The organism is Labilibaculum euxinicum (assembly GCF_963678175.1).
GTDB classification, from domain to species: domain Bacteria; phylum Bacteroidota; class Bacteroidia; order Bacteroidales; family Marinifilaceae; genus Labilibaculum; species Labilibaculum euxinus.
Genome location: NZ_OY782756.1, coordinates 3,026,601 through 3,052,642 on the forward strand (window position 1 = coordinate 3,026,601; position 26,042 = coordinate 3,052,642).

General features: G+C 35.2%; 23 protein-coding genes. 15 read left to right on the plus strand and 8 right to left on the minus strand.

Annotation, left to right across the window (positions count from 1 at the left end; genetic code table 11):
- Positions 1–33: 33 nt before the first annotated feature.
- From ACY0M5_RS11990 to ACY0M5_RS12020, 7 genes are all read left to right on the plus strand, one after another.
- A complete protein-coding gene (locus ACY0M5_RS11990) occupies positions 34–1,641 on the plus strand; it encodes a carboxyl transferase domain-containing protein (RefSeq protein ID WP_461629292.1) in 1,608 nt (535 codons plus the stop codon).
- Between the two features lie 50 nt (positions 1,642–1,691).
- Complete coding sequence (locus ACY0M5_RS11995; RefSeq protein WP_461629293.1) at positions 1,692–2,492, plus strand: enoyl-CoA hydratase-related protein; 801 nt, start codon at positions 1,692–1,694, stop codon at positions 2,490–2,492.
- A gap of 55 nt (positions 2,493–2,547) precedes the next feature.
- Positions 2,548–4,527 carry an acetyl/propionyl/methylcrotonyl-CoA carboxylase subunit alpha gene (locus ACY0M5_RS12000; protein WP_461629294.1) on the plus strand — a complete coding sequence of 660 codons (1,980 nt, stop codon included), beginning with the start codon at positions 2,548–2,550 and terminating at the stop codon, positions 4,525–4,527.
- 70 nt (positions 4,528–4,597) lie between these two features.
- On the plus strand, positions 4,598–6,403 hold the full coding sequence (locus ACY0M5_RS12005) for an acyclic terpene utilization AtuA family protein (RefSeq protein WP_461629295.1): 1,806 nt from the start codon (positions 4,598–4,600) through the stop codon (positions 6,401–6,403).
- 141 nt (positions 6,404–6,544) lie between these two features.
- Complete coding sequence (locus ACY0M5_RS12010) at positions 6,545–7,690, plus strand: acyl-CoA dehydrogenase family protein (protein WP_461629296.1); 1,146 nt, start codon at positions 6,545–6,547, stop codon at positions 7,688–7,690.
- A gap of 104 nt (positions 7,691–7,794) precedes the next feature.
- Positions 7,795–8,871 (plus strand): butyrate kinase, encoded by a 1,077-nt coding sequence (gene buk / locus ACY0M5_RS12015; RefSeq protein ID WP_124991572.1) that lies wholly within the window; start codon positions 7,795–7,797, stop codon positions 8,869–8,871.
- Positions 8,872–9,218: 347 nt separating this feature from the next.
- On the plus strand, positions 9,219–10,328 hold the full coding sequence (locus ACY0M5_RS12020) for a hypothetical protein (protein ID WP_461629297.1): 1,110 nt from the start codon (positions 9,219–9,221) through the stop codon (positions 10,326–10,328).
- 506 nt (positions 10,329–10,834) lie between these two features.
- Here ACY0M5_RS12020 and ACY0M5_RS12025 read toward each other — a convergent pair.
- The 5 genes from ACY0M5_RS12025 to ACY0M5_RS12045 form a co-directional block, all read right to left on the minus strand.
- Positions 10,835–11,449 carry a cytochrome b/b6 domain-containing protein gene (locus ACY0M5_RS12025; protein WP_124991574.1) on the minus strand — a complete coding sequence of 205 codons (615 nt, stop codon included), beginning with the start codon at positions 11,447–11,449 and terminating at the stop codon, positions 10,835–10,837.
- A 1-nt stretch (position 11,450) separates the two neighbouring features.
- Entirely contained in the window at positions 11,451–12,413 is a 963-nt protein-coding gene (locus ACY0M5_RS12030; protein WP_156196925.1) for a cytochrome c3 family protein, read from the minus strand.
- 92 nt (positions 12,414–12,505) lie between these two features.
- Entirely contained in the window at positions 12,506–12,910 is a 405-nt protein-coding gene (locus tag ACY0M5_RS12035; RefSeq protein ID WP_461629298.1) for a c-type cytochrome, read from the minus strand.
- 30 nt (positions 12,911–12,940) lie between these two features.
- On the minus strand, positions 12,941–13,855 hold the full coding sequence (locus tag ACY0M5_RS12040) for a DUF5777 family beta-barrel protein (RefSeq protein WP_124991576.1): 915 nt from the start codon (positions 13,853–13,855) through the stop codon (positions 12,941–12,943).
- A gap of 11 nt (positions 13,856–13,866) precedes the next feature.
- Positions 13,867–14,238, minus strand: coding sequence for a hypothetical protein (locus ACY0M5_RS12045; protein WP_124991577.1), 372 nt, complete (start codon positions 14,236–14,238; stop codon positions 13,867–13,869).
- A gap of 337 nt (positions 14,239–14,575) precedes the next feature.
- Between ACY0M5_RS12045 and ACY0M5_RS12050 the strand changes: the two genes are divergently transcribed.
- Positions 14,576–15,280 (plus strand): Crp/Fnr family transcriptional regulator, encoded by a 705-nt coding sequence (locus tag ACY0M5_RS12050; protein ID WP_124991578.1) that lies wholly within the window; start codon positions 14,576–14,578, stop codon positions 15,278–15,280.
- 37 nt (positions 15,281–15,317) lie between these two features.
- On the opposite strand, the gene ACY0M5_RS12055 is transcribed toward ACY0M5_RS12050, so the two are convergent.
- Both ACY0M5_RS12055 and ACY0M5_RS12060 read right to left on the minus strand, forming a co-directional pair.
- Positions 15,318–16,286, minus strand: a complete 969-nt coding sequence (locus ACY0M5_RS12055; RefSeq protein ID WP_461629299.1) for a CobW family GTP-binding protein — start codon at positions 16,284–16,286, stop codon at positions 15,318–15,320.
- Positions 16,287–16,298: 12 nt separating this feature from the next.
- Complete coding sequence (locus tag ACY0M5_RS12060) at positions 16,299–16,814, minus strand: nitroreductase family protein (protein WP_461629300.1); 516 nt, start codon at positions 16,812–16,814, stop codon at positions 16,299–16,301.
- A gap of 163 nt (positions 16,815–16,977) precedes the next feature.
- On the opposite strand from ACY0M5_RS12060, the gene ACY0M5_RS12065 reads away from it, so the two are divergent.
- Genes ACY0M5_RS12065 through ACY0M5_RS12075 form a run of 3 tightly spaced genes read left to right on the plus strand, consistent with a single transcriptional unit; the run spans position 16,978 to position 19,469 of the window.
- Entirely contained in the window at positions 16,978–18,120 is a 1,143-nt protein-coding gene (locus ACY0M5_RS12065) for an MFS transporter (RefSeq protein ID WP_124991581.1), read from the plus strand.
- Positions 18,121–18,122: 2 nt separating this feature from the next.
- Positions 18,123–18,974 (plus strand): hypothetical protein, encoded by an 852-nt coding sequence (locus tag ACY0M5_RS12070; protein WP_461629301.1) that lies wholly within the window; start codon positions 18,123–18,125, stop codon positions 18,972–18,974.
- Between the two features lie 6 nt (positions 18,975–18,980).
- A complete protein-coding gene (locus tag ACY0M5_RS12075; protein WP_461629302.1) occupies positions 18,981–19,469 on the plus strand; it encodes a YchJ family protein in 489 nt (162 codons plus the stop codon).
- A 59-nt stretch (positions 19,470–19,528) separates the two neighbouring features.
- Here ACY0M5_RS12075 and ACY0M5_RS12080 read toward each other — a convergent pair whose 3' ends face one another.
- Complete coding sequence (locus ACY0M5_RS12080; RefSeq protein WP_101309591.1) at positions 19,529–20,188, minus strand: aspartate kinase; 660 nt, start codon at positions 20,186–20,188, stop codon at positions 19,529–19,531.
- A gap of 170 nt (positions 20,189–20,358) precedes the next feature.
- Here ACY0M5_RS12080 and dapA point away from each other — a divergent pair, with 170 nt between their 5' ends.
- From dapA to ACY0M5_RS12100, 4 genes are all read left to right on the plus strand, one after another.
- Complete coding sequence (gene dapA, locus ACY0M5_RS12085) at positions 20,359–21,246, plus strand: 4-hydroxy-tetrahydrodipicolinate synthase (protein WP_124991584.1); 888 nt, start codon at positions 20,359–20,361, stop codon at positions 21,244–21,246.
- A 344-nt stretch (positions 21,247–21,590) separates the two neighbouring features.
- Positions 21,591–22,373, plus strand: coding sequence for a hypothetical protein (locus ACY0M5_RS12090; RefSeq protein WP_461629303.1), 783 nt, complete (start codon positions 21,591–21,593; stop codon positions 22,371–22,373).
- A gap of 369 nt (positions 22,374–22,742) precedes the next feature.
- A complete protein-coding gene (locus ACY0M5_RS12095; protein ID WP_461629304.1) occupies positions 22,743–24,836 on the plus strand; it encodes a hypothetical protein in 2,094 nt (697 codons plus the stop codon).
- 140 nt (positions 24,837–24,976) lie between these two features.
- Positions 24,977–26,005 (plus strand): DUF6340 family protein, encoded by a 1,029-nt coding sequence (locus ACY0M5_RS12100; RefSeq protein WP_461629305.1) that lies wholly within the window; start codon positions 24,977–24,979, stop codon positions 26,003–26,005.
- The last annotated feature ends 37 nt before the right edge of the window (positions 26,006–26,042 follow it).

Consider the following 26,042-nt stretch of genomic DNA (forward strand, 5'->3'; position numbering starts at 1 on the left):
TCTGATTAAACAGAAATAAAAAACAAAATAGCTTTGAATCAAATAGAATCAAAAATTAACGTAAACTCATCGGATTTCCTGGCGAATATGAAGTCCTACGGGAAATTGATGGAAGAATACCGCCATCGGTTAACATCCATATTGCATGGTGTTGATGAAAAAGCCAAAGAGCGTCATTTGAAGCGCGGAAAGCTTTTAGTAAGAGATCGAATTGAGCTTTTATTGGATAAAAACACTCCATTTTTGGAACTCTCAGCAATGGCTGCCTGCGATCAATACGATAATCAATTTCCTTCGGCTGGTATTGTGACTGGTATTGGTGTAATTCACGGCAGAGAGTGTGTGATTGTTGCTAATGATGCAACAGTAAAAGGTGGAACTTACATCAAGGAAACCATTAAGAAGCACATTCGTGCACAGGAGATTGCTCTGGAGAATCATTTGCCATGTATCTATATGGTTGATTCGGGAGGTGTTTTTCTTCCTGAACAATCGAAAGTGTTTCCTGATAAGTATGATTTTGGACGGTTTTTCTTTAATCAATCGAAAATGTCGGCAAAAGGAATTCCTCAAATCTCCATTGTAATGGGATCGTGTACCGCAGGTGGTGCCTACGTGCCGGCCATGAGTGATGAAACTATTATTGTAAGAGGACAAGGAACCATTTTTATTGGCGGGCCTCCATTGGTGAAGGCAGCAACTGGTGAAGATGTTACTGCAGAGGAATTGGGTGGAGCTGAAATGCATACTTCAATTTCCGGAGTAGCAGATCATTTGGCTGAAGATGACCGACATGCAGTTCAAATATGCAGAAACATATTTGAGTCGATGCCGAAAGTGAGAAAAAATGCTTTGGAAAGAGAAGAAGTGAAAGATCCTGCATATCCTGCTGAAGAATTGTACGGATTGGCTCCAATTGATCTGAAAAAGGCCATTGATGCCCGAGAGCTGATAGCCAGAATTGTGGATGGAAGTTCTTTTCAGGAGTTTAAAGAGCGTTATGCTCCAACAATCGTGACTGGATTTGCAAAGATTATGGGCTTTCCGGTTGGTATTATAGCCAATAATGGCATTATTTTCTCTGAAACATCGCTTAAAGCGGCACATTTTATTGAATTGTGCTGTTTTCGTAAGATTCCATTGATCTTTCTGCAGAATATTACTGGTTTTATGGTGGGAAAAGAATATGAGCACAAAGGGATTGCCCGTGATGGAGCCAAAATGGTTCATGCTGTTGCAAATGCTCAGGTGCCTAAATTCACGGTAATTGTTGGTGGTTCGTTTGGAGCTGGAAACTATGCCATGGCAGGACGAGCTTATGAGCCTAGATTGTTGTTTATGTGGCCCAATGCCAAAATTTCAGTAATGGGTGGTGAACAGGCGGCTGGTGTTTTGCTTCAAGTCAAGCAACAACAATTGAAGAAAAGAGGGAAGGAATTCCCACAGGAAGAACAAAACCAATTGAAAAACAGCATTTTAGTAAAATATGAAGAGGAAGGTTCAGCCTATTACAGTACATCGCGTTTGTGGGACGATGGGATTATAGATCCGGCTGATACAAGAAAAGTCTTGGCAATGGGAATAGCAGCTTCAGTTAATAAAGAGTTTGGTGAGCCTGATTTTGGGGTGTTTAGAATGTAATTGAATTTTTTAAGTCCCCTTTAGGGGATTTAGGGGTAAATAAAAAAACAATGAAAGAATTTAAAACCATAGGATTTAATATAGAAAACAAAATAGGAACGATCACGTTGAATCGTCCCGAGATACACAATGCCTTTAATGAGGTGATGATAGGCGAAATTATTGATTGTTTCGAAGAAATTGAGAAGATGAATTACGACAGTATTCGGGTTGTGATCCTGAAAGGAAAAGGAAAATCATTTTGCGCTGGAGCTGATCTGAAATGGATGAAAGGCGTTGCCAATTATTCTTATCAGGAAAACTATTTAGAGAGTTATAAGCTGTCAATGTGCTTCAATGCTGTTTATTCCTGTAAGTTTCCAACGATTGCTATGGTTCATGGTGCTGCTATTGGTGGTGCAAATGGCTTATTGGCTGCCTGCGACTTTGTTCTGGCACATAAGAATACTGTTTTCTCATTAAGCGAAGTGAAAATTGGCATTGTTCCCGCTTGCATATCACCTTACGTGATGAAACGGGTTGGAGAATACAAATCGAAGGAGTTGATGCTAACAGGCATGAGATTCAACGGAAAAGAAGCTCAGAAAGCGGGTTTGGCCAATTGGTCGTTTGGTGAAAAGAAGCTAAAAGAAAAGTTAGAGGATCTGATATCCAAGCTAAAATCGAGTGGACCTATAGCTGTTTCTACCTGCAAACAATTGCTTTATGATGTTGAGAACGTTTGGAGTCATGAACAGGCGATGGAGAATACAGCTAAAATGATTGCAGAATTGCGTCAATCAGATGAAGGACAGGAAGGTATGAGTTCATTTTTGGAGAAACGGAAACCCAATTGGACTCTTGATAATTAAAAATTAATAATATGTAATTAATAATTATTCATTGTCAATTACTAAGTGAATTTGAATGTACTACAAAAGACTATTAATAGCGAATCGTGGCGAAATTGCCTTAAGAATCATGCGAACAGCAAGAGAATTAGGCATTCATACTATTGCGCTATATACTGAACTCGATCGGCAGGCAGAGCATGTTTTGCAGGCCGACGAGGCATATCCTTTAAGGGGAAATAATTTACAGGAAACATATCTGAATTTAAATCAGATCGTTGAAATTGCACGAAAAGCAAAAGCGGATGCTATTCATCCGGGATATGGATTTTTAGCTGAGAATGCTGTTTTCTCACAATTATGTGTCGATAATGGAATTGATTTTGTTGGTCCTGATGCTGATGCTATCCTGTTAATGGGAAATAAGGTGAATGCACGGGAATTTGCCAAATCCATTGGTGTTCCGGTTTTGGAAGGTGTTGTTGGAGACTCCGTGAAATTGATAGAGGAAGCGGGAAAAATGCAGTTTCCACTTTTGATTAAAGCTGCTGCAGGTGGCGGTGGCAAGGGAATGCGGGTCGTCTATAAAAAAGAAGACTTGCAGGCTGCTTTGGAGTCGACATCGCGTGAATCCACAAGCTATTTTGGCGATGGCACCGTTTTAATCGAAAGATACATACAAAATCCGCGACATATAGAAGTTCAGATTTTAGCTGATCAGCATGGAAATGTGGTACATTTATTTGAGCGGGAATGCTCTATTCAGAGAAGATTTCAGAAAGTGATTGAAGAAGCTCCTTCGCCAACTTTAACGCATGAATTGAGGAAGGAAATGGGCAATATGGCTGTTTTTTTAGCTCAGGAAATGAACTACACCAATGCAGGAACAGTTGAATTTTTGGTTGATGAGGATTTGAATTACTACTTCTTGGAAATGAACACCAGAATTCAGGTGGAACATCCCGTTACGGAAATGATTACAGGAATTGATTTGGTGGAAAAACAGTTGTCGATAGCTTCGGGTCGAAAGCTAAAGTTGAGACAGGAAGATATTCACATGAAAGGTCATGCTATTGAAGCCAGAATTTATGCGGAAGATCCTGAAAATGAATTTATACCATCACCAGGTGAAATTAGTTTTTACAAAACACCTAAATTGTTTGATGGACGGTTGCGTCTGGATTCTGCTATAGTGGGGGCATGCACAATTCATCCTGATTACGATCCGATGATTGCGAAATTGGTTGTATGGGACGAAAACAGAGATCTGGCTATTGAAGGTTTGCATCATGCCTTGCACAATTACGAGATACATGGAATTAAGAACAACATCATGTATTTGCATACATTGTTGAATACTGATCATTTTAAGCAAAATAAAATCTCAACACATTTTTGTCAGAATCATAATGATGAGTTGATGCGAAAAATGCAGGAAGATAAACTTGAAATACCTGCTGCTCTTTTCCAAATCAGTTTCGTTTTGTTTGAATTGAAAAGGAAGAAGGTCAATTCAATTTGGGAAGAAATTGGCTATTGGAGACAGCAGGGAATAAAACTTAGAATTGTAGATAAAGAAGTACTTGATATTGAAATAATCAGTAAAGATCCATATGAAATAAAAATTAGTGGTGTGTCTTATGTATTTGAAAATGTTACCTCTGGTGATGGTCAGTTGATGCTGGAGTTTAATGGTGTCAGATATCTGTTTTATCAATCGAAAAATACAGAAGGAAAGAGCTTTGTGAGCTGTCAGGGGATTGTTCGTGAAATGATGAGATGGTCGGAGATTCAATCCAATATAGCAGATGTTGGGGGTTCTGATCAGAAAGAAGGCGATGGAAGGATTTTATCGCCGATGCCGGGCAGAGTTGTGAAAATTGAAGTTAATGAGGGACAGAAGGTGGCTAAAGGTGATGTCTTGATTATTGTGGAAGCAATGAAGATGGAGAACAGTATTTTGGCTCCGTTTCACGGGAAAGTTGAGAACTTATTGGTTTCTGAAGGAGATCAGGTTAAGAATAGAACAGAATTGATGAAGTTAATGATGGATTAAACAGATCAGGTTATATATTGACCTGAAAATTAAGCATATATTATTTTGAATTTAACGCAAATCAAAAAATATGAAAGATAAAATCAGAATTGCAAATGCCGGTGGTTTCTGGGGCGATGACCTTGGAGTACTAAGAAGACAGTTGGAAGGTGGAGATGTAGATTACATATCTTCTGATTTTTTAGCAGAAGTAACGATGAGTATTCTTCGTAAACAACAGTTAAAAAACGAATCTTTAGGCTATGTTACTGATTTTGTGGATCAGATTGTAGATGTGGCTGATTTGATGAAAGAGAAAGGTGTTAGAATGATTACAAATGCCGGAGGCATTAATCCGATAGGTTGTGCCCGTAAAATTCTCACGGAACTCAAAAAGAAAGGGATTTCAATTAAAATAGCAGTAGTTGAAGGTGATAATATCATTGAACGGATAGATGAGTTTTATCCTTCCAAAGCTAATTTTAAGAACATGGATACCGGAGATGAGTTTAAGGATATCTTCGAAAACATACAAAGTGCGAATATTTATTTGGGTGTGCCACCTTTATTAAAAGCTTTGGAAAGCGGAGCCGATTTAATATTGGCAGGCCGCGTAACCGATACTTCGGTAACCATGGCGCCAATGATCTATGAATTGGGCTGGAAACTGGATGATTGGGATAAATTGGCGGCAGGTTTGGTGGCTGGTCATATTATCGAATGTGGAGCGCAATCAACGGGAGGAAATTTTACTGATTGGCAAAAAGTAAAACGCTGGGATAACATGGGATATCCGATTGTTGAAATGAATAAAAATGGTGAGTTTACTGTCTATAAACATGAGAACACAGGCGGTTTAATTAGTATTGACACAATTCGCGAGCAATTGGTATACGAAATGGGCAATCCGGTCCAATATATCAGTCCCGATGTTGTTGCCGATTTTAGTCAGTTAGTGCTGGAAAAGCAAGGTGAAAATAGAGTGTTGGTGAAGAATGCAAAAGGTCATCCATCTACGCCGTATTTAAAAGTTTCAATGGCGTTTGAAGATGGATACAAAGCAACCAGCTCGATTGTTATCAGCGGAGGAAAAGTTTTAATTAAAGCACAAGAGTTTGAAAAAATATTTTGGGAGCGATTAAAGCATACTTATCTAAAGAAAAACACTGAATTTGTGGGATACAATGCCTGTCATCAGCATTTGGCTGAGGATATCGATCCCAATGAAATATTGCTGCGCTTATCTGTTTATGATACTGATGTATCAAAAATCAAAGACTTTTCTATGAGTATTGCTCCGCTGATTTTAAGCGGACCTCCGGGAGTTGCCGTAACAGGTGGCAGGGCAAGAATGCAGCAGGTAATTACGTATTGGCCTACTTTAATTCCAAAAACTTGTATCTCATCAATAGTATATGTTTTAAATGAAGATGGAGAAATTAAAGAAACATCAGAAATACCTTCTGTTTTAGGAAATGAACAGGAAATAGCAGCAGCACAATCATCGAATTCTTATCAGGAGAATGTGAAAAAAAAGAAAGGTGTAAAAATGTGTGCTGTTCCATTTCGGGAAATTTGTCTGGCCCGTTCCGGTGATAAAGGAGATACCGTAAATATCGGTGTATTGGCCCGATCTAAATCGGTATATGAATTCTTAAAAACGGAATTAACTTCAGAAAGAATTACAGATATGTTTTTCGGCTTATCAAAAGGAAAAGTCACAAGATTCGAAATTGACAATTTATTGGCATTGAATTTTTTATTGGATGAAGCTCTGGACGGTGGAGGAACCAAATCATTAATGATTGATGCTCAGGGTAAAACATTTGCATCTGCACTGTTGAATCAAGAGGTTGTGGTTCCAGAGGAAGTCTTGGGGACTATTTTATCTGATTAATTTCAAAAATAAATTTAGAATGGAATTTGCGAAATGATTGATAGTTGCTAACTTAATATTTGTGAATGAGGAAGCCTAAAGATTGAAGTTGCAGGCATATTTCTTCATTCCTGAATTATTAATTACTAATAGATAATATATATGTTTCCATATTTGAATGATGAACATGATACGATAAGAAAGGCTGTTCGGGATTTTGCAGAACGGGATATAAAACCATTGGCTCAGGAACTAGACGAGAAAGAGGAGTTTTCTATTGAATTAACCCGAAAAATGGGCGAAATGGGATTGTTTGGCATGACGCTTCCTGAAAAATATGGGGGACACAATACCGATTATCTGTCTTATATAATTGCAGTTGAGGAAATTGCAAGAGTTGATGGTTCGCATGCAGCTACACTTGCTGCTCATAATTCGCTGGGAATAGGTCCATTGTATGAATTTGGCAGTGAAAAGCAAAAATTAAAATACCTGCCGGGACTTTGTTCCGGCAAAGAACTGTGGGCTTTCGGATTGACAGAATCTGAGGCTGGTTCTGATTCCCGGGGATCAAAAACATTTGCGAAAGACATAGGAGATAGTTGGGAAATTAACGGTTCGAAAATTTTTATTACCAATGGATCAACCCCTTTGTGTTCTGGTGTTACAGTTCAGGCAGTAACAGCAATAAATGGCAAAGAGAAAGAATTTACCACCTTTATTGTAGAAAAGGGAACATCCGGCTGGACATCCAAAGCCATGCACGGAAAAATGATGTGGAGGGCTTCTGATACTTCAGAAATGTTCTTTGATAACTGTTGTATACCCAAAGAAAATCTATTGGGCGAACGTGGCATGGGATCCAAAGTAATGTTAAAAACTTTGGATTCAGGAAGATTATCCATTGGCGCAATGGGCCTTGGATGTGCACAGGGTGCATATGAATTGGCTCTTGCATATGCAAAAGAGAGAAAACAATTTGGAAAAACACTTTCGAAATTTCAAGCTGTTTCTTTTAAACTAGCTGATATGGCATTGAAAATTGAGTTAGCGAGAAACCTGTTGTACAAAGCATGCTGGTTGAAAGATACAGGGAAAGAATATGGAAAAGAAGCGGCCATGGCTAAATTGTATTGTTCAGAAATTGCAAAGGAAGTTGCCGACGAAGCAGTTCAAATTCATGGTGGATATGGTTTAATGAAAGATTATCCGGTAGAAAGGTTTTATCGCGATCAGCGTCTTCTTCAAATTGGAGAAGGAACATCTGAAATTCAAAGATTGGTTATTTCAAGGTATATTGGATGTTGAGACCTATCGCAATAGAATGCATGCAAACTAAATAGAGTATAAGACGAATGGTAGAGACAATTGTCTCCAACTTTAAATCATATAACAACACTAATATTAACACTATGAGTAGAGAACTGATACTTGCCTTAAATCCGCGAATGCAATTTACACGAATAGCTGTTTATCGGATGAATTCTCCGGTTTTTTTAAAGAAAATTAACCATAAGCCAGAGGAGATTGGTGATTTTAAATGCTTTTGTGATCAGACAAAATTCCGGGCAAAGGTGATTATGGATGAGTTAAAGGCCAATGATATTTCTATTGATGAAATAAAAGTCATTATTGGCAGAGGAGGACTTATCAAGCCTGTAAAATCGGGTGTTTACCGCATTAATGAGGCAATGATTAAAGACCTTTCGAATTGTGAGTTCGGCAATGACGTTGTGAACCTTAGCGGACTGCTCGCCTACACTATTTCGGAACAAATTAATGGTGCAGAAGCTTTTGTTGCCGACCCTGTTGTGGTTGATGAATTAGAAGATATAGCAAGAATAACAGGTCGCCCTGAGTTTAAAAAGCGTTCTATTTTTCATGCTTTAGATCAGAAAACAAGTGCAAGAAAATATGCTCAGAGTATTTATAAGAAATATGAAGAATTGAATCTGATTATTGCTCACTTAGGTGGAGGAATCAGTATCGGAGCTCATAAAAAAGGGAGAGTAGTAGATTCAAATCAGGCATACGATGGTGATGGGCCGTTTTCACCGATTAGAAGTGGAAGCTTGCCCATGGGAGAGATGATTCAAATGTGTTTTTCAGGAAAATATACTCAGGAAGAGATGATGAAAATGCAGACAGGTGAAGGTGGTTTGTATGCTTATTTTAACACTTACAGTGGATATGATGTTTGTAGGATGAGAGATGCAGGTGATTCTAAAGCTAAAGAGGTGTTATCGGCAATGGCCTATCAAGTTGCTAAATCAATAGGTTCGATGTATCCTGTATTTGGAGTTGATGCTGTTGATGCAATAATCATAACCGGAGGAATGGCCAAAGATGAAACATTGGTGAAAGAAATAAGAGGAAGAGTTGAAAAAATTGCACCTGTTATCATTTATCCTGGAGCAGAAGTATTGGGTGCGCTTAGTGATTATGGTAGAATGATTTTGCGAAATGAAACAGAAATATTAGATTACTAGAAGAACTTATTTTAATTTATTATCAATAAGAATCAGCTTCGGCTGATTTTTTTATGCTCTAAATCAAATTTATTTCATTATTTTGTTCAATTGTATTTGTGGCAATATTCTGTATATCAACTAATTGATTGTGTGGGCGATAAAAATCGTCCTTTGAGTGACAAATGTCGATTTAAAAACCAAATTCCTCGTTTTTTAAACAAAACAAACCTCTTTCCTGTAGTTTATAAATCTCGCCATCCATTTATTGATAAGGCATTTGCATTCATATATATTTAAAAAGTATAAGGAGATCTACTCTTTGTGCCAAAAAAGGAACTACTAAATTTAATCTTATATTTTTTATTATGAAAAAAACTCGCTTATTTTTTCAATTTGTAGGAATTGGAGTTTTTGCAATTTCTCTGTTAATAGCTGGTTGTACGAAAGAAGGACCTATGGGACCAGCAGGTGCTGATGGTACAGATGGAATTGATGGAACCGATGGGAATTCAACCTGTTTAGATTGCCATGCAACAGAAGTTAAATCTAATATTGAGGCTCAATTTGCAATGTCCGTTCACAGCAGTGGTATCAATGCTGTTGATTATGCGGGAGGAAGAGCTAGTTGTGCACAATGTCATTCACATCAAGGTTTTGTACAGTATGCCAATACAGGTGCTGTTGCTGGTGATATTACTAATCCTACAGCATGGGAATGTGCAACATGTCATGGTTTACACGAGTCGTTTGGAGGCAGCGATTTTGCTTTAAGACTAAAAGATCCTGTACACCCAATATTCGATCCTGCAATAACAATGGATTTAGGAGGAAATTCGAATTTGTGTGCTAACTGTCATCAGTCTAGAAGAGCTGAGCCTATTATTGACAAACCAGGTGATACATACAAAATTACCAGTACTCATTACGGACCTCACCACGGAGCACAGGCAAATGTAGTTGCAGGTGTTGGTTTTGCTGAGATTGAAGGTTCTGTTGCTTATCCTGCACCAGGTTCTGCTACTCACTTAGCTCAGGCTTCTTGTACTGGTTGTCATATGGCAGAATTTGATAATGAAAATGATCAAGGAGGGCATACATATAATCCTTCTCTTTTAGCATGTAATACATGTCATGGTGTTACAGAGACAGATTTTAATTATGGAGGAGTACGATCAATTGTTGAAGGTCAACTTGAAACTCTAAGAGATGAATTAGTTCGTTTAGGTGTTGTTGAGTTTGCTCAGGAGTCTGTTTACGAGTTAAATGAAGAGACAGGTCTTATTGAATTAGTTGCACTCCCAGGAGAATACGTTCCAGTAGTAGGAACTTATCCTATGGTTCAGGCACGTGCATTCTTTAACTGGGCTGGATTAGAAGAAGATCGTAGTTTAGGAGTACACAATCCAAAATATGTGAAAGCTTTATTACAAAATTCTATTGAAGCATTAGAAGCAGAGCCTACTCCAGGAAGCTAAATTTTTTCAAAAAATATATAATCAATAAAAAAGTTGCTCATCTGAAAAGATTGAGCAACTTTTTTTATGCAACAAAAGCTGTTGTAATTTAAAGAGAGATTTGCTGTGAAAGGATATTTTATAGACAAGAAGCTGTTTATAAAAGTAAAGTTCTGAAAATGATTAACCATTTTATTAAATTATATTGAACCAGTTGAGATTCTTCAACCGGTTTGCCCCATTGATACTTTTATCTGGATTTACTTGTAAGCCAGATAAGGAGCTAAATATTGAATTGAAGAGTTAACCAAGCTCGATTATACCCAATTGTTGGAAAATGATCAGATGACTTATGAAGGTTAGTATCTAAATTTACTCATTAAATTTAATTTCGTTCATGATTGAGCTGGCATTATACCTTTGTGCAGATTTATCTATAAATTGGAATCTCGCATAATGATGCAGAAAGTGTAGTCACAAAAAAAACCGAATCCAATGGATCCGGTTTTTTATTTAAGATAGTGTTGTTAATGCCAACCTGTTATCATGCTTTTAAAATTACTGCTAATAGAACTTCCTATCGTACAAACATACAAATGAATAAACAAAAACAGAGATAAAATAAAACCAATAATCACATGTACAATTGCCGTTAATAATAAGCCGCTGAATCCAAATACTTGAGGAACAATAATTTCAGGAAATAGCATTGCAGCACCACTGGCAATAATAATAGGAAATCCAACGTACATGGCGGTAGAGTATATAAAACGCTGCATTGGATTAAATTTATTTTCAGCCGATATTGGGTAGGGTGCATCCTGTTTTTTAAACATTCCAAAAAGGTAGTATACCGATTGGTTGAAGATTCTTGTCAATAATCCTTTAGTTTTCATTTTGTATTGTTTTCCGTTTGATGTAAACAGATTTCCAATAATAAAAAGAAGGTAATTCAGACTGATGAGAATGCCGCAAAGGTTATGAAGCTCAACAGATCGTTCAAAGGAAATTAACAGGGGATTCTCAGGATTTGAATATTGCATACTGACTCCGGTAACCAAAAGGGTAATAAAAAGTATTGCATTCACCCAGTGCCAAATACGAATCCAAATTGGATATAAATAAAGTTTTTCGCTAGCCATATTATTTACGTTTAAAGATTCTGAAAAGGGTGTGAATGAAAATTCCTGATAGCACCAATCCAAAAATAATTACACTTAATATATTTAAATACTTATTACGGTTCGCACCTATAACGTACGATTCATTTATAATTACCGCGTTAATGAAACCATTGCTTTTGCGGGATTCCATACTTTTGTACTTATACAGACTGGCCATTAAGCGCGAGTTTTCGGAATGACATTTTGTGCATTCACGAATGGCATTTTCTTTTGGCATAACAACGTGGCTTATCAGCAGGCTGTCATTTAGTTGTGTGTGACACTCAATGCATCTAACATTCTTAAAATGAAGTTCTTGGTTTGGCAGCCAGTTGTGCGTTTTAAGAATATTGATGTTTTCCCTTTCGGTAAGTAATTCAAATTGACTTATATCAGCATGACATTTTAAACAAATATTATTGTCGTAAGTTACTGTTTCTGAAATTTTACCACCTTTGCTTGCCTGTGTTTTGTAGGAATGTGGATTATGACAGCTCCAGCAGTTGAATGCATCAGGTGCCCGATTGTAATGCATGCTCTCATAAAACGCTTCTTCAATCTCATCAAAATGAAATTTAGCATACTCAGGATCACCACCATGGCAATCATTACATGCATACATAAGTCCCATTCGTAAATTTCCAGCATGAGGAAATGATTCATATTCCGGTGAATGGCAATCGGTGCACTTGAACATTCCATGGTTCGATTGAGCAAAAGCGATTGTATCAATAAATCTATTGCTACACATTGCCTCTTTTATCTCAAGGCCAAAATCTTCATTCATATATTTGAATGTGTGATTTCCATGACATTTAAGGCATTTTTGGTTTTTGTCGCTGCCAGACTGATTTTTTTCATTTGTTTCCTGCCCGAAACCAAAAGAAACAGTACAAAGGAAACTAACAATCAGAATAATATGTTTAAAATTGCTTGGATTCATGCTTAAGTTATTAAGTGTTGCAATTTGGCTTTATTAAAATTTCAGAAAAAAAGGGTATAATTATTATACCCTCTTAATTGCACGAATTTCGATTACTTTTTAAATGTACGCATGTAGTTTACAACAGCCCATCTTTCTTTTTTACTAGGGATTTTAGTCTCATAGTTAGGCATATCATCTCTTCCGAAGATAGCTTTGTACATGATCTCACCATCAGATTGACCTTGGAACTCAGCACTTGAAAAATCACCAGGGAATGTTTTTAGACGTGCCGCTTTTGGTCCGTCTCCTAATCCTGCATTACCATGACATGAACGACAATGCTTCATGTAAACCATTTTTCCTGTGTTCACACTAGCTTTATCATTAGCCAATGGGTTTTCCATGGTTTTATATTCTGCTGGTACTTTCCAGGCTTCAGCTTTTTTCTGTTGTGCGGTAAATGCAAATCCAACAACCGCAATTGCGATAAGGATAAAAAATTTCATCTTTTTCATAATTAATTTCTTTTAATTAAGGAGAATGAACTAGAATCTTACTAAGATATTGAACCCTACAAGAAAGTCACCGTCTCCAATTTTATTTTTATTGTATAAAATGTTCCTTTGTGGAGTAATTCCCTCATAGTTCGACATAAACACCTGGAACACATGAGTACTAGTACCAATTTCCATACCAAAAGTTAAGTTGGCTTCAGGATCGGTTTGATCTGAATTGGTAAATTCTCTCATATCATCAATATTTAAAGGCTGATCATATTCAAAAAACACAGACATTGAAGGTGTAACTTTAGCTCTTCCAGAAAAGGTAATTGCCACCTTATCGTGTTCAACCAAAGAATCAGTTTTATTAAAATGAGTAAAACTAGGAGCTAATTGCAACGAGATATTATCATTAAATTTGTGTGCTACTATTAACTGAGAAAAATATCCCAATCTATCCGAGAATGCATAGTCATTACCAAAAACAACTTTATCTTGTGAGTTAATGGATAGATTTCCGTATAATGCTACAGAAACTGGAATAGAATTGGATTCGGTTTGTGTGAAAAATCTATATTTTCCATGGAATTCCTGCAATTTATAGTCCTTAGTATATCCGTAGCCCAGCATGAATTTTTCTGTAATACCATAGTTTACCCCCATGCGAATGTTTGAGGTAGCATAAATACCAAAAACATCTTCCAATCCATTCTCGATTAATCCGAAACGGTGTTGAATATGTAATTCAAATTCGCCGGCGAATGGTGTTACTGTAGTTTGAGTTTCTCCAAGAAGTCCAGACTCAAAAGTACCGGTAACAGGATCGTTTGCAAATTCATCTTCCTGTGCAAAGCAATTTTGTGATGCGCTCAGGACGACAGCAAGAAACAAAAAGAATGGGAACATCCATGAAAAAGTCATTTTCATAAATTTTTGAATTGAATATTTAGATCTTATCATAGTGTATAGTTTTAATTGTCGTTAGCACCTCGGGTTATCCACTCAAGAATTAATTGTTTTTCAGTTGCTGAAGCTCGGGTACTGTGAGATCCTGATTGTAATTGTGTATACAATTCGCTGGAGCCTGGAAGATCAACATTGATATAACCTCCGTTTGTTAATGCATTAAATGCATTGGATGCTCTTAAATCCGGATTAATTCCACCATCATGACAGTTGATACAATTAGAAGTGAATATGGGCACGATATCCGCACTAAACGAGATTTCCTGATCTGGCGGGATTACGATTTTATCCACTTGAATGATATCGTATTCGCATGAAACAAAACACAGAGTTGTTAGGAAAACCAGTAAAAGACTTACTAAGTTGTTCTTTTGCATAGTATTGAGATTTTAAATTTAAGTACTAATTAGTGATTAAAGAGATTAAACCATCTACACTAAAGATAAATATTTGCCTTTACCGCAATAGGTTTGATACGCCGAGATTTATTTTATGAAAAAAAGGAATTTGTCTAATACAAATCGATATTTATCAGTCTTTTACTAGGCTTATCTCAGTCTTTTTTTTATATTTAATAGTTGCTAGAAAAAAAAACAAATTTTCAGTAGCTGTTGCAAAGCAATTTTTATTTGAAATTCACTATTTGTTTTTGGGAAATTTTCTGATAGATTTGATAACTAACTACTAATTTGTACCCTATATCTCTAAACTACTATGGCTAAATTTTCAAAATCGGATAATTGCAAAAATTGCCTCGATTGCAATATGCGAATACCGATGTTAAGTACTCTTTCCCGCCCCGAACTAATTGAATTGAATGAGAATAGATTTGAAGTAAAGTTTAAGGCTGGTGAAACAATCTTTAAACAAGGTACTTCTGCAACTCATCTATTAATTTTGACAACTGGGTTGGCAAAATTATACGTGGAAGGAGTTCAGGATAAACAGTTGATAATTAGGATTATTAAGCCTTGGGAAATTATTGGGCAGGCATCTTTGTATTTTGATAACAGACATCATTATTCAATTGCAGCACTTGATAATACCACTGCTTGTTTTATAGAAATAAGTGCTTTTAAAAAAGCAATTCAGACAAATCCTCTCTTTGCCGAGGAATTTATTAAGAATTGCACTCAAAAAGGAATCTTTTCCTTTGAAAAAATGGTGAGTTTATCACAAAAGCAGATGCATGGCCGCATAGCCGATGGACTTATTTATCTTTCCGGTAAAGTGTATGAAGATCTGAATTTTGATTTGCATCTTTCAAGACAAGATGTTGCGGATCTTACCGGTATGTCGAAGGATAGTGCGATTAGAATTCTAAAAGAATTTCATAATGAAGGCATTATTGAACTGGATGGCAGAAAATTGAAAATATTAAATTACGGACAACTGGAGCGAATTAGCGAAACAGGATGAAAATACAATAAAAATGAGAGGAAATTTCCTCTCATTTTTATTGTACAAGAAGTTCATCAAGATTTCGTTCGATTACTTTTCGATTCAGATTTTTTCCAATTATTACAATCTTACTTTCTTTTATCTCATCTTTTTCCCATGTTTTTCCAACGGTTGCTTGTATTTGAGAATGTACAGATTGTAGTATAATTCGTTTGTCAACACCTTCCAGATATAGAATTCCTTTAATTCGATAGATACTTTCCTGATTAAATTTCAGAAAAGCATCCAGCCACATTCCTAATTTCATTTGTTCCATTGGAATTGAAGAGGTGTAGCACATGTTTTCAATTCCATGCGTTGTTTTATTTGGGGGACTTGAGTTAGCTTCAAGTCCTAAAACAAATTGGTAAACCTTTGCAGGATCATAAGAGAAAGAATCAAGTAAATTTTTGTTTGCAGGTTTCGCAAATATACATTCTTCAATTCGGGCAAATTTATTAATTCTTTCAATCTCTGTTTTAACCGCATTTGTCTTTTCACGACCAGCAACATCTGTTTTATTTATTAATATCTGATCTGATATTGCAATTTGTTTGGTTAGAACTATTTCCTTCTCTATTATATTTGACGCATTTGCGGCATCAACCAGACAAATTACTGCGTCCAATTCAAATTCTTTTTTTATGAACGGATCGGTAATAAATGAAGCTAAAATACTGCTTGGATCGGCAATTCCAGTGGTCTCAATAAGCAAGTGATTGAATTGATGATTTGATTGAATCAGATTTTTTAAAACGACATACAATTCATCATTCAAACTGCAGCAAATACAACCATTACTTAATTCAAAAATGTTTTCGTTTTTAACGTTGGTAACTAATTCAGAATCAATGTTTACTTCACCAAATTCATTTTCGATAACGGCGAATTTTTTATTAGGATAGCTCGATATTAAGTGATTAAGCAGACTGGTTTTTCCTGCACCTAAGAAACCGGTAATTACAGTAACTGGAATTTTTGACATAATCATATTCGTTTAAAACTTTTCCCAATGAACAATTTCATCTAATGATTTCCTTATCTTTTGAGGAGGTATCCTGTCCGATGGATATCCTAAAGATAAAATTGCAACCGGCTCAATATAATCAGGCAAATTGAAAAAATCTATGCATTTTTGAATGTGAAAATTGCAGATCCAACAAGTCCCCAAGCCAAGTTCTGTTGCCTGAAGAGTCATGTGATCGATGGCAATCGCAGCATCAATATCACAATGATCTTTACCATCTTCACTTCGTTTCCATGATTGGGCGTGATCACCGCAAATTACGATGTAAACAGGAGCTTCATTAAACCATTCACGATGATAAATTCCAGAGAATTTTTTGTGATTCTCAGTCTCCCTAACAACAATAAAATGCCGGGGTTGATTGTTCACTGCTGAAGGTGCAATTTGGCCGGCCTCTAATATTTTAATCAATTTTTCTTGTTCTATCTCTTTCGATTGATAGGAGCGAACTGAATATCTTTTCTGGCTAAGTTCTTTAAAATTCATTTCTTCATTTATTAATGCCTGCTCTAATTACTTTGTACAAAATTGTGAAATTAATAAGACATGATGCGCATGATTTTTCATTTTGTTTAGCATGTTGGTTTTGTTCTGTGCCATTCACAACATTTTTGTACCTTTGGCAATCATTTTTTAGAGGAGAATATAGATGACGAAAGAGCTAAAGAAAAATATCATGTTCCAATATCTGATGTTATTGGTAATAGCAGCCACGGCTGGACATCAGGGGTGGAGAACCTTATTTAATAATTTCGCAGTTGAGGAAGTTGGCATTAACGGATTTCAGGTTGGTGTTATTCAATCGGTAAGAGAAATCCCTGGCTTTTTGGCTCTTTTAGTTGTGTATTTATTGTTGGTAATTAAAGAACATCGTCTGTCGGCATTATCAGTTTTAATTGTTGGTTTGGGAGTTGCTTTAACTGGCTTTTTCCCTTCGTTTTTAGGCTTAATAATTACAACAGTTATTATGTCTGTGGGATTTCATTATTTCGAGACAACAAATAAATCACTGACACTTCAGTATTTTACGATTGAGCAGGCACCTGTTGTATTTGCTAAGCAAAGAAGTTGGTCAGCCATAGCAAATATTAGTATGGGTGCTTTTGTTTATGCAATTGCGCATTTTATTTCACTGCAAGCAAGCTTTATTTTAATTGGTGCGGTTGTTTTTTGTCTTGGCATTTGGGCATTTTTCTGGGATCCGGCAGATAAAAATATTCCACTTCAAAATAAGGGGATGGTTGTAAGAAAAAGATACTGGCTTTTTTATGTTTTGAATTTTTTGAGTGGTGCCCGTCGTCAGATTTTTGTTGTGTTTGCTGTTTTTATGCTGGTGCAGAAGTATCATTATACCGTTCAGGATGTAGCAATTCTATTTGTAATAAATAACGTTATAGCCTATTTTGTTTCACCCATGATTGCAAAAGGAATCAATCGATACGGAGAACGAAAAATGTTATCACTGGAATATATTGGATTGGTTTTCGTCTTTTTAGGATATGCTTATATTGAAAATGCTCTTATTGTAGCCGGATTATATATTTTGGATCATATCTTTTTCGGTTTTTCGATGGGAATCAATACGTATTTTCAGAAAACAGGTGATGCAAAAGATATTGCGCCATCAATGGCGGTGGGTTTTACGATTAATCACATATCTGCTGTTGTTATACCAGTTGTTGGAGGTTTGTTATGGATGGTAAACTGGAGAATTCCGTTTGTATTTGGTGCCATCCTTTGTCTTGTATCACTTGGATTTGTTCAAAAAATAAGAACAAATACTAAAATTTAATTATGAAAGAAAAAGAAAAAATATATCAGTCTCTTATAGAGATGTACAATCATGGGATTCAATCGAAAGACCCAAAAAAAATTCGTGAATTCTTAAATGACAATTCCGTTGATCTTCTAAAAGAAGAAGCTCGGTTTTATTTGGAAATTCTTCAATTACGTGCGGCTTCATTTTCTTTGTTTGGAGAATTAAATGAGGCCGGAGAAGAGTATCGTAAGGGATATTCATCTTGTTCTACAAGTGGGAAGTGGGTTTATGGTCTGAATTGGGCTTTGCAGTTTATGGCAGAATTTTCGTTTAAGCGCGGTAAGGAGAAAATTCACGAATCAATGAACAATGGAATTAAAGTTCTGGATCAGGCGCTAATTGATTTGCCGTTCGATAAATACCGCGACTTTTATTATTTGTGTCTTTCAAATGTGAAAGCATTTATGCTTTTAAATTCTGATAGAAGAGAAGAAGGATTAGGAGTTTATGCCGATTGTAAATTTATACCGGTTCCTATTCCTGAATACAATGATAAGGAATCTTTGCAGGTTCTTTTTGCTCATTTCACAAAGGGGATTGCTGTTGCCATTGAGCTGAAAAACTATGATTTATTAATGAATCTGATGAAGGTAATCTCCATCGATGATCAAACCTTACAATCTGAAGGGAGTTTGTTCCGGATTTTCTACGAAACACTGGTAAGTGCCTTCGATATGCGTGCTGAATTTATTACGGAGTTTAATGCAATGTTTAAAATAAAGGATGTTTTAGAAAGTACAACTCCACATTTTGCGAGGTTTTTGGCTTTAATTGGAGAACAGGATCTGGATAAATTAGATCTGTTTTTTCAGGAATCTTATAGTTAGCAACCGATGGAGAATAATTGTTTTTGCGGCAATAATTCAGCATACAAAGAATGTTGTGGTGCAATTCATTCAGGCAAACGAAAAGCGATTACGGCAGAAGATTTAATGCGCAGCAGGTATTCTGCTTTTGTTCTTGCCGATGTTGATTACATTTTAGCTACTTATTCATCTGAAACATGTCCTTCCGATCAGAAAAAGGAGATTTTAGAATGGACTCAGTCCGTTGAATGGCTTGGATTGAAAGTGATTCACACCGAGAAAGGAAAAGAATTTGATTTGGTTGGATGGGTAGAATTTCAGGCCGGTTTTATAGAAAAAGGACAGAAGCAAATTATGCACGAAAAATCCTTTTTCCATAAGGAGAGTGGAGTTTGGGTTTATGTTTCCGGTGAATATCCAAAGCTTAATAAGGAGGGAAAAGAGAATTTACCAAATAGAAATGATCTGTGTTTTTGTGGAAGTGGCAAAAAGTTTAAAAAGTGTTGCTTAAAATAACAATGAAATAATAAAATGGCTGTTTCCAATAAAACAGCCATTTCCATTTAAATATATTTCTAATTCTTCCCCATATTCTTCAGTACAGAAAAAGTTTTATCGATATCAGTATCATTTACAACAAGAGTAAATTCATTTGTAGTTGATATTACTTCACGAATGTTGATGCCGGCCCATGCGATGTTCTTAAGTATAAAATAGTAAAAACCAAGCTGTTGACTGTTTGTTGAAGGTAGTTTTAATGTAACAGATGATAAATCTTCGCTTTTACTTACGAGCATTTCAGTACTAAATACTTGTTCTACTTTTTCTCTTAAAGTATTGCTTACAACTAAATTGGATTCGAAAACCCCCTGAACCATGGTGTAGAAAAATTCTTGATTCGGACCAATAGATTTTAACAATTCTGTGTGTTTTTCAATCAGGGTATTTGAGTTTTTATAAGTGAAATCGACTAATTGTGAGCGAACAATAATATCACCTACATTGGTAATAACTTCCTTTAAACCTGGATTGATTTTCACTTCCAGACTTGGAGCTAATCTGTTCAGTGCCATGATGATTGCACCGAGTTTAACCGGCTTTTTTACGCTCTGTTCAACCTGATCCTGAATTTTACGCGCCAATGATGAAATGTTTATTAAACCATCTACCAAAGCTTCTGCCAAAAAGGGTTGTGAGCTAACTATTTTTTCTACAACTTGTGGAATTGTTATCATGAATTGAAGTTTGTGTTGAAAAACTACACAAAGATGTTCAAAAATTAACAGAATGTAGAATTAATGAATAAATTTTCTAAAAATTTCGTTCATTTTATTGTAGAATCTATATTTGCAGCCGTTAACAAAATCTTGCGGATGTCTGCAAGTAATAATCAAGGAGTATATAAATGAGAAAAGCTTGGCAAGGATCTATTGTTGCTATTGTAACACCTTTTAATATTGATGGTAGTATTGATTATACTGCTTTTGATAATTTGATTGATTTTCATTTGAAAAATGAAACTGACGGAATTGTAGTTTGCGGAACCACTGGGGAAGCTGCCACTCTTACTAAAAAGGAGTATGCAGAACTAATTAAACATACAGTTGAAAAGGTGAATAAACGAATTCCGGTAATAGCGGGTTCCGGAACAAATTCAACATCTGAAGCAATTGAAAATTCTTGCCTGGCTGAATCTCTGGGGGTTGATGCAATTTTGGTCGTGTCGCCTTATTACAACAAACCAACAAGAAAGGGTTTGAAAGATTATTTCTCTCAAATTTCTAAAGCGGTTACTGTTCCAATTATTCTTTATAATGTACCTGGAAGAACCGGCGGCAACATTCCTGCTGATTTGGTTGTGGAATTAGCAACGGAATTTGAAAATGTAGTGGGCATCAAAGAGGCATCCGGGAACTTAGAGCAAATGGCTTGTATTTTGAGAGATAAACCATCTGATTTTATGGTTTTTTCGGGCGATGATGCTTTGGCTTTTCAAGCTGTTTGTATGGGAGCAGACGGAGTTATTTCTGTTGTTGCCAATTTAATACCTAAGGAATTTCATAATTTAATGTTGGCTGCCTCTAAAGGTGATCTGGCTAAATCAAAAGAAATTTATTTTAAATATCTGAGATTAATTCAATTGTGTTTTATCGAGTCGAACCCAATACCTGTGAAAACAGGTTTGGCAATAATGAATAAGTTAAGCGAAGAGTTTAGATCTCCTATGTCTGTTATGGTGGACGAAAATAGAATTTTATTGGTAAATGAAATAACCAAATTGAAAATGATTTAAATATTTAAAGCTTTTAATTGAATAAAGAGCCACTTTTTAAGTGGCTCTTTTGTTTTGGGAAATTATCATTTTTTTTGGCGCTGTATTTTACTGTGATGTAGTGGGATAAGCTTATCTGGAATTGAGCTTCGCCTTTCATTTAATAAGGAAAAACAGCTTTATTTTTAAAAATCACAATGATAAATTGAAACCAATCAGATGATAATAAGTACAAGTGCTTAGAATCACAGTGTTTTTCAGTACAGTGATGATTGCCTAAACTTGAATTCATTTGGCTGGAATGCTTAATGAAAGTGATTATAAATTTAGATGTTATAAATTGATTTAAAGGAAGTTTTCCAAATATGAATAAAGATTTACTCTTTGCCTTAATTCAAAATCCCTACTTAATTCCCGGTATTTATAATTATTGTGATGGTTGGTGTGAAAGATGCAGTTTTACTGGTAATTGTCTTAATTATAAAATGATGGAAGAGGGTGTGCCTGATTTAGATGTTTCTAATACCGATGCTTCTTTTGCAATGGATAATCTGGATGAGATGTTTCAGTTAAGTATGGAGTTGCTGAAACAAGCCGCAAAGGATTTAGGAATGGAAATGCCTGAACAGGATGAAGACTTTGATGTTGAAGAAGAAGAAAAAAAAGATGATTTGATATTTAAAGGCCAAATAATGAAACAGGCCGATAAATATTCTGAATTAGTAGACCAATGGTTTGCCGAATTTGAGGCACTTCTTTTTATAGGAAGTATTAGCTTAAAAGAATTGCTGGACTATAAGGATGAAGGGGAGATGAGTGAAATTGAAAAAACAGTCTTTAATTCTTATGAGATAATTCGCTGGTATCAGTTTATTATTCCGAGCAAGCTCTTTCGCTCACTTAGAAGTAAGACAAATACAGAAGAAACAGGGAATGAATTTTATAAACATGACAGTATTGCATCTGGAAAAGTAGCATTGCTGTCCATTGATGAATCGATTAAGGCCTGGACTTGTTTTATGCAGAAATTTCCTGAAACAGAGGATAGAATGCTGCCATTGTTACTGATACTTTCAGGTTTACGAACTATAGTCGAAAAAGTATTCCCCGAATCAAGAGATTTTATAAGACCAGGTTTCGATATCTAATCAATCCGCAATTGATAGTATCGGACGTTTAAAGCGTTGCATCATATTCAAATGAATTTAGAAGATAGTTTTTACTCCAAATAAGAGAGTGTATAACGCAAAAAAAGTCGGTAACCAGCCGACTTTTTTTCTACTCACTTTAAACCTTAATCTACTATATGAAAAAACTACTTTTTGTTCTTTTGTACATTACAAATGTATGCATGAATCAAGTTAATTGGTCTAAACAAGTGTTAAAGAAGATTAAATCTTTAATTTAACCTTATTTTAAGATTAAAAACCATTGGATTATTAGCAGAGATTGTTGGATTTTAAACCAGCATTTAAAGTTTGTTTGTTAAATTTGTTGAAATTCTAAAATTACTAAAATTGAATATCACCATAGTTACCGAATACTCATTATGGTGGGTATTGCCCTTTACTTTAGTTTCTTTATTACTTATTGTTTTGGTTTATTTTTTCAAAAAACCATACCATAAGGATCTTTCCCTGCCCAAAATCTACATTTTAGCTTTTTTGCGGGGTCTTTCCATTTTATTACTTCTGATACTACTGTTGGAGCCAAAAATTAAATACGCTTCAGAAAAAATTGAAAAACCATTATTAGTTTTTGCCCAGGACAATTCAAAGTCTCTTAAATTAAATAATGATTCTTTATTTTATTTGAATGAATACCCTTCTGAAATAGAAAAATTTCTTGAGACTTTGAATTCTGAATTTGAGATTAAGAAAATTAGTTTTGGAAATAAAGTAGAGGAACTATCTAATTATAATTATTCCGAGACGAATACAAATTTTTCAGATTTGTTTGAATTTTTGAAAAACAATTATGGAAATTTAAATAATGTGCAGGTTCTTCTTGCCAGTGATGGTCTTTACAATAAAGGCGGTAATCCCAGATATGATGTACAAGATTTGAATTTTCCCATTCATACGTTACAATTAGGGGACACGGCGCGCATCGAGGATGTTTCAGTTATATCAGTTAAAACAAATAAATTAGGTTTTATAAAAAGTAAATTACCCGTTAGAATTGGCGTTAAAGCAACTAATTTAGATTCGGAATCAGTACGATTGAAAATTTACAATGGTTCGGCGAAATTGATTGAGGATGAATTTCAGATTAATAACAATGCATTCTTTATCGAAAAAGATTTTTTTATTACTCCGGAAAAAGCAGGTTTACAGAAGTTTAGAGTAGAAGTAATTGCAACAGAAAAGGAAAGTTCCAAAAGTAATAACCACTACGAGTTTGTGGTTGATGTATTGGATAATCAGAGGAAAATAGCAATTTGTTTTGATAAATATCATCCTGACATAGCAGCTATTCAATCGGCGATTAATGAAAATTTAAATTTTACTGTTGAGTTAATTAATCTTGCACAGAAACAAGCTGATCTTGAGAAATACAATCTGGTAGTTCTGTATCAAATTCCATCTCATCTCAATTCATATTCTGGTTTTTTACAGCAAATTCAACAAAAGGAAATTCCCGCTCTAATGGTTGTTGGAGGGAATTCGGATATTGAAGCTTTAAATAAGTTGAATTTTGGTGTTAATTTGTTAAGAAATGAAGGTTTATACACCGAATCATCCTTTGTAGGAGATGAAACTTTTAACTTGTTTGATTTAAAGAAATCAAAGTTGGAAACTTTAGAGAAAATGCCGCCCTTGTTATCTCCTTTAGTGCGTTGTGAATTTAATTCGGAACATCATATTGTTGGATATCAGAGTATTAAATCAGTACAAACGGAAGAGCCTCAAATTGCTTTTTCATATGCTGATAATCAGAAAATTGCGTGGATTTTTGGTGAGGGAATCTGGCGATGGAAATTGCACTTGTCCCGAATGAATGATTCTCCTGAAGTGTTTTTTGATTTAATCAATAAAATGGTGCAGTATTTATCTTTGAAGATTAATCGTAACCAACTGGTGGTTAACTACCCAAAAAACATCTCCGAAGGGGATGAAATTGTGTTTGATACTGAGATATACAATAAAAGTTATGAGCTGGTTAATCAGGCGAATTTGGATTTTACCTTGATAAATCAAGCAGGTAAATCTTTCAACTATAATTTTGAAAAACGCTCAGAGAAATACCAATTAAGAATAGGCTCTTTGCCAAAAGGCAATTATTCATTTGTCGTTAAAACCCAGGATAGTGAAAATGTTTTGGAGCAAAAGGGACAGTTTATTGTTAGCTTAAATAGTAATGAAGCTAAAAATTTACAGGCCGATGGTAAAATACTTTCGCAAATTTCAAGTTTAACTGGAGGTAAGGTATTTAAACTTGACGAACAAGCGGAAATACGAACTAACATTAGAGAAAATGAGCATGCGAATTCTATTTTATCAGAGGAAACGAAGTATGGTAATTTAGCTGAGATGCTATTTGTATTGATTATAATTATCATATTAATGATATTGGAATGGTTTTTGAGGAAGTATTGGTTAGGGATTTAAATTTGAAAAAAATCAAACGAATTAATCGTAATCAGCAGTAAATATAATCATATGAAACGAGCCATGAGAAGACTTTTCTCACACACGAGGATGACTAAGTTGGCGAGTTTCATGTGGCAATAAAAAACAAATTTAGACACATGAAAAGGATATTTTTAATTGTCACTTCATTATTTTTATTATCATCTTGTCAAACTTTTTCTTTGTACAGTTTTCAAGGACTTAATGCACCCAAAGTTTTAATTCCTGCTGATGTGAAAACAATTGGCTTTGTTGATAGAAATACCAGTTTTAAAATTGATACTTTGAGTCAATATTATCGTATAAATATTACTTCTTTTATTGACACAACAGACTATTATTCAGATATTTCTTCGAATTGCTATTTGGGTTTTACGGAGAACTTATCGGAGTATTTAGCCATGGATTCTATTCCATTTATTCAGTTGGATAAAAAGGAAATATCAGGTGACAGAGATTATACACCAATGAAATGGGAACTTGTTGACAGTATCTGCGAGAGTAATGGATCTGATATTTTAATTTGTTTGGAGGATATACAGTTATATAATAAATACACAGTATTTGAAGATGTACTGAATTATGGGATTACTGATGCGAATTATTTTGCTGTGTGGAGGATATATGATCCCTTAAATCAGACATATCTGGATGAACAAATCGTAATTGACAGTTTGTTTTCGGAAGTTACATCACCTTCATACAATCGGTTAATAGAAGAAAAACTGCCTAAAAGAAAAGATCTTTTTAAGGATGTTTCTTATGAAATTGGAAATCAATATGCAGATATGCTTGCACCTAAATGGATTGATATAACTAGAAAGTATTTTGCCTCCGGAGATGATCGTTTAGCCATTTCAAAATATTATATTGATCAAGGGGATTGGGAGACTCCAATTTCCTTATGGACTGAGATTTCGAATGAGAAAGATGATAAACTTGCAGGAAGAGCTTCTTATAATTTAGCTGTGGCGTATGAAATTAAAGAAGATTATGTGCAGGCAAATCGTTGGATCCGGAAATCAATTTTTCATTATAAAACATTAAAATCTGTGCCATCCGAATTTAAATTAGTTAAGGCATACACATTAGAACTTCTGGAGAGAACCAAAAACAAAGAGAAATTGGATCTTTTTTTTGGAGAGTAATTTTATTTTAAAAAATATACAAGCCTGATGAGTATTA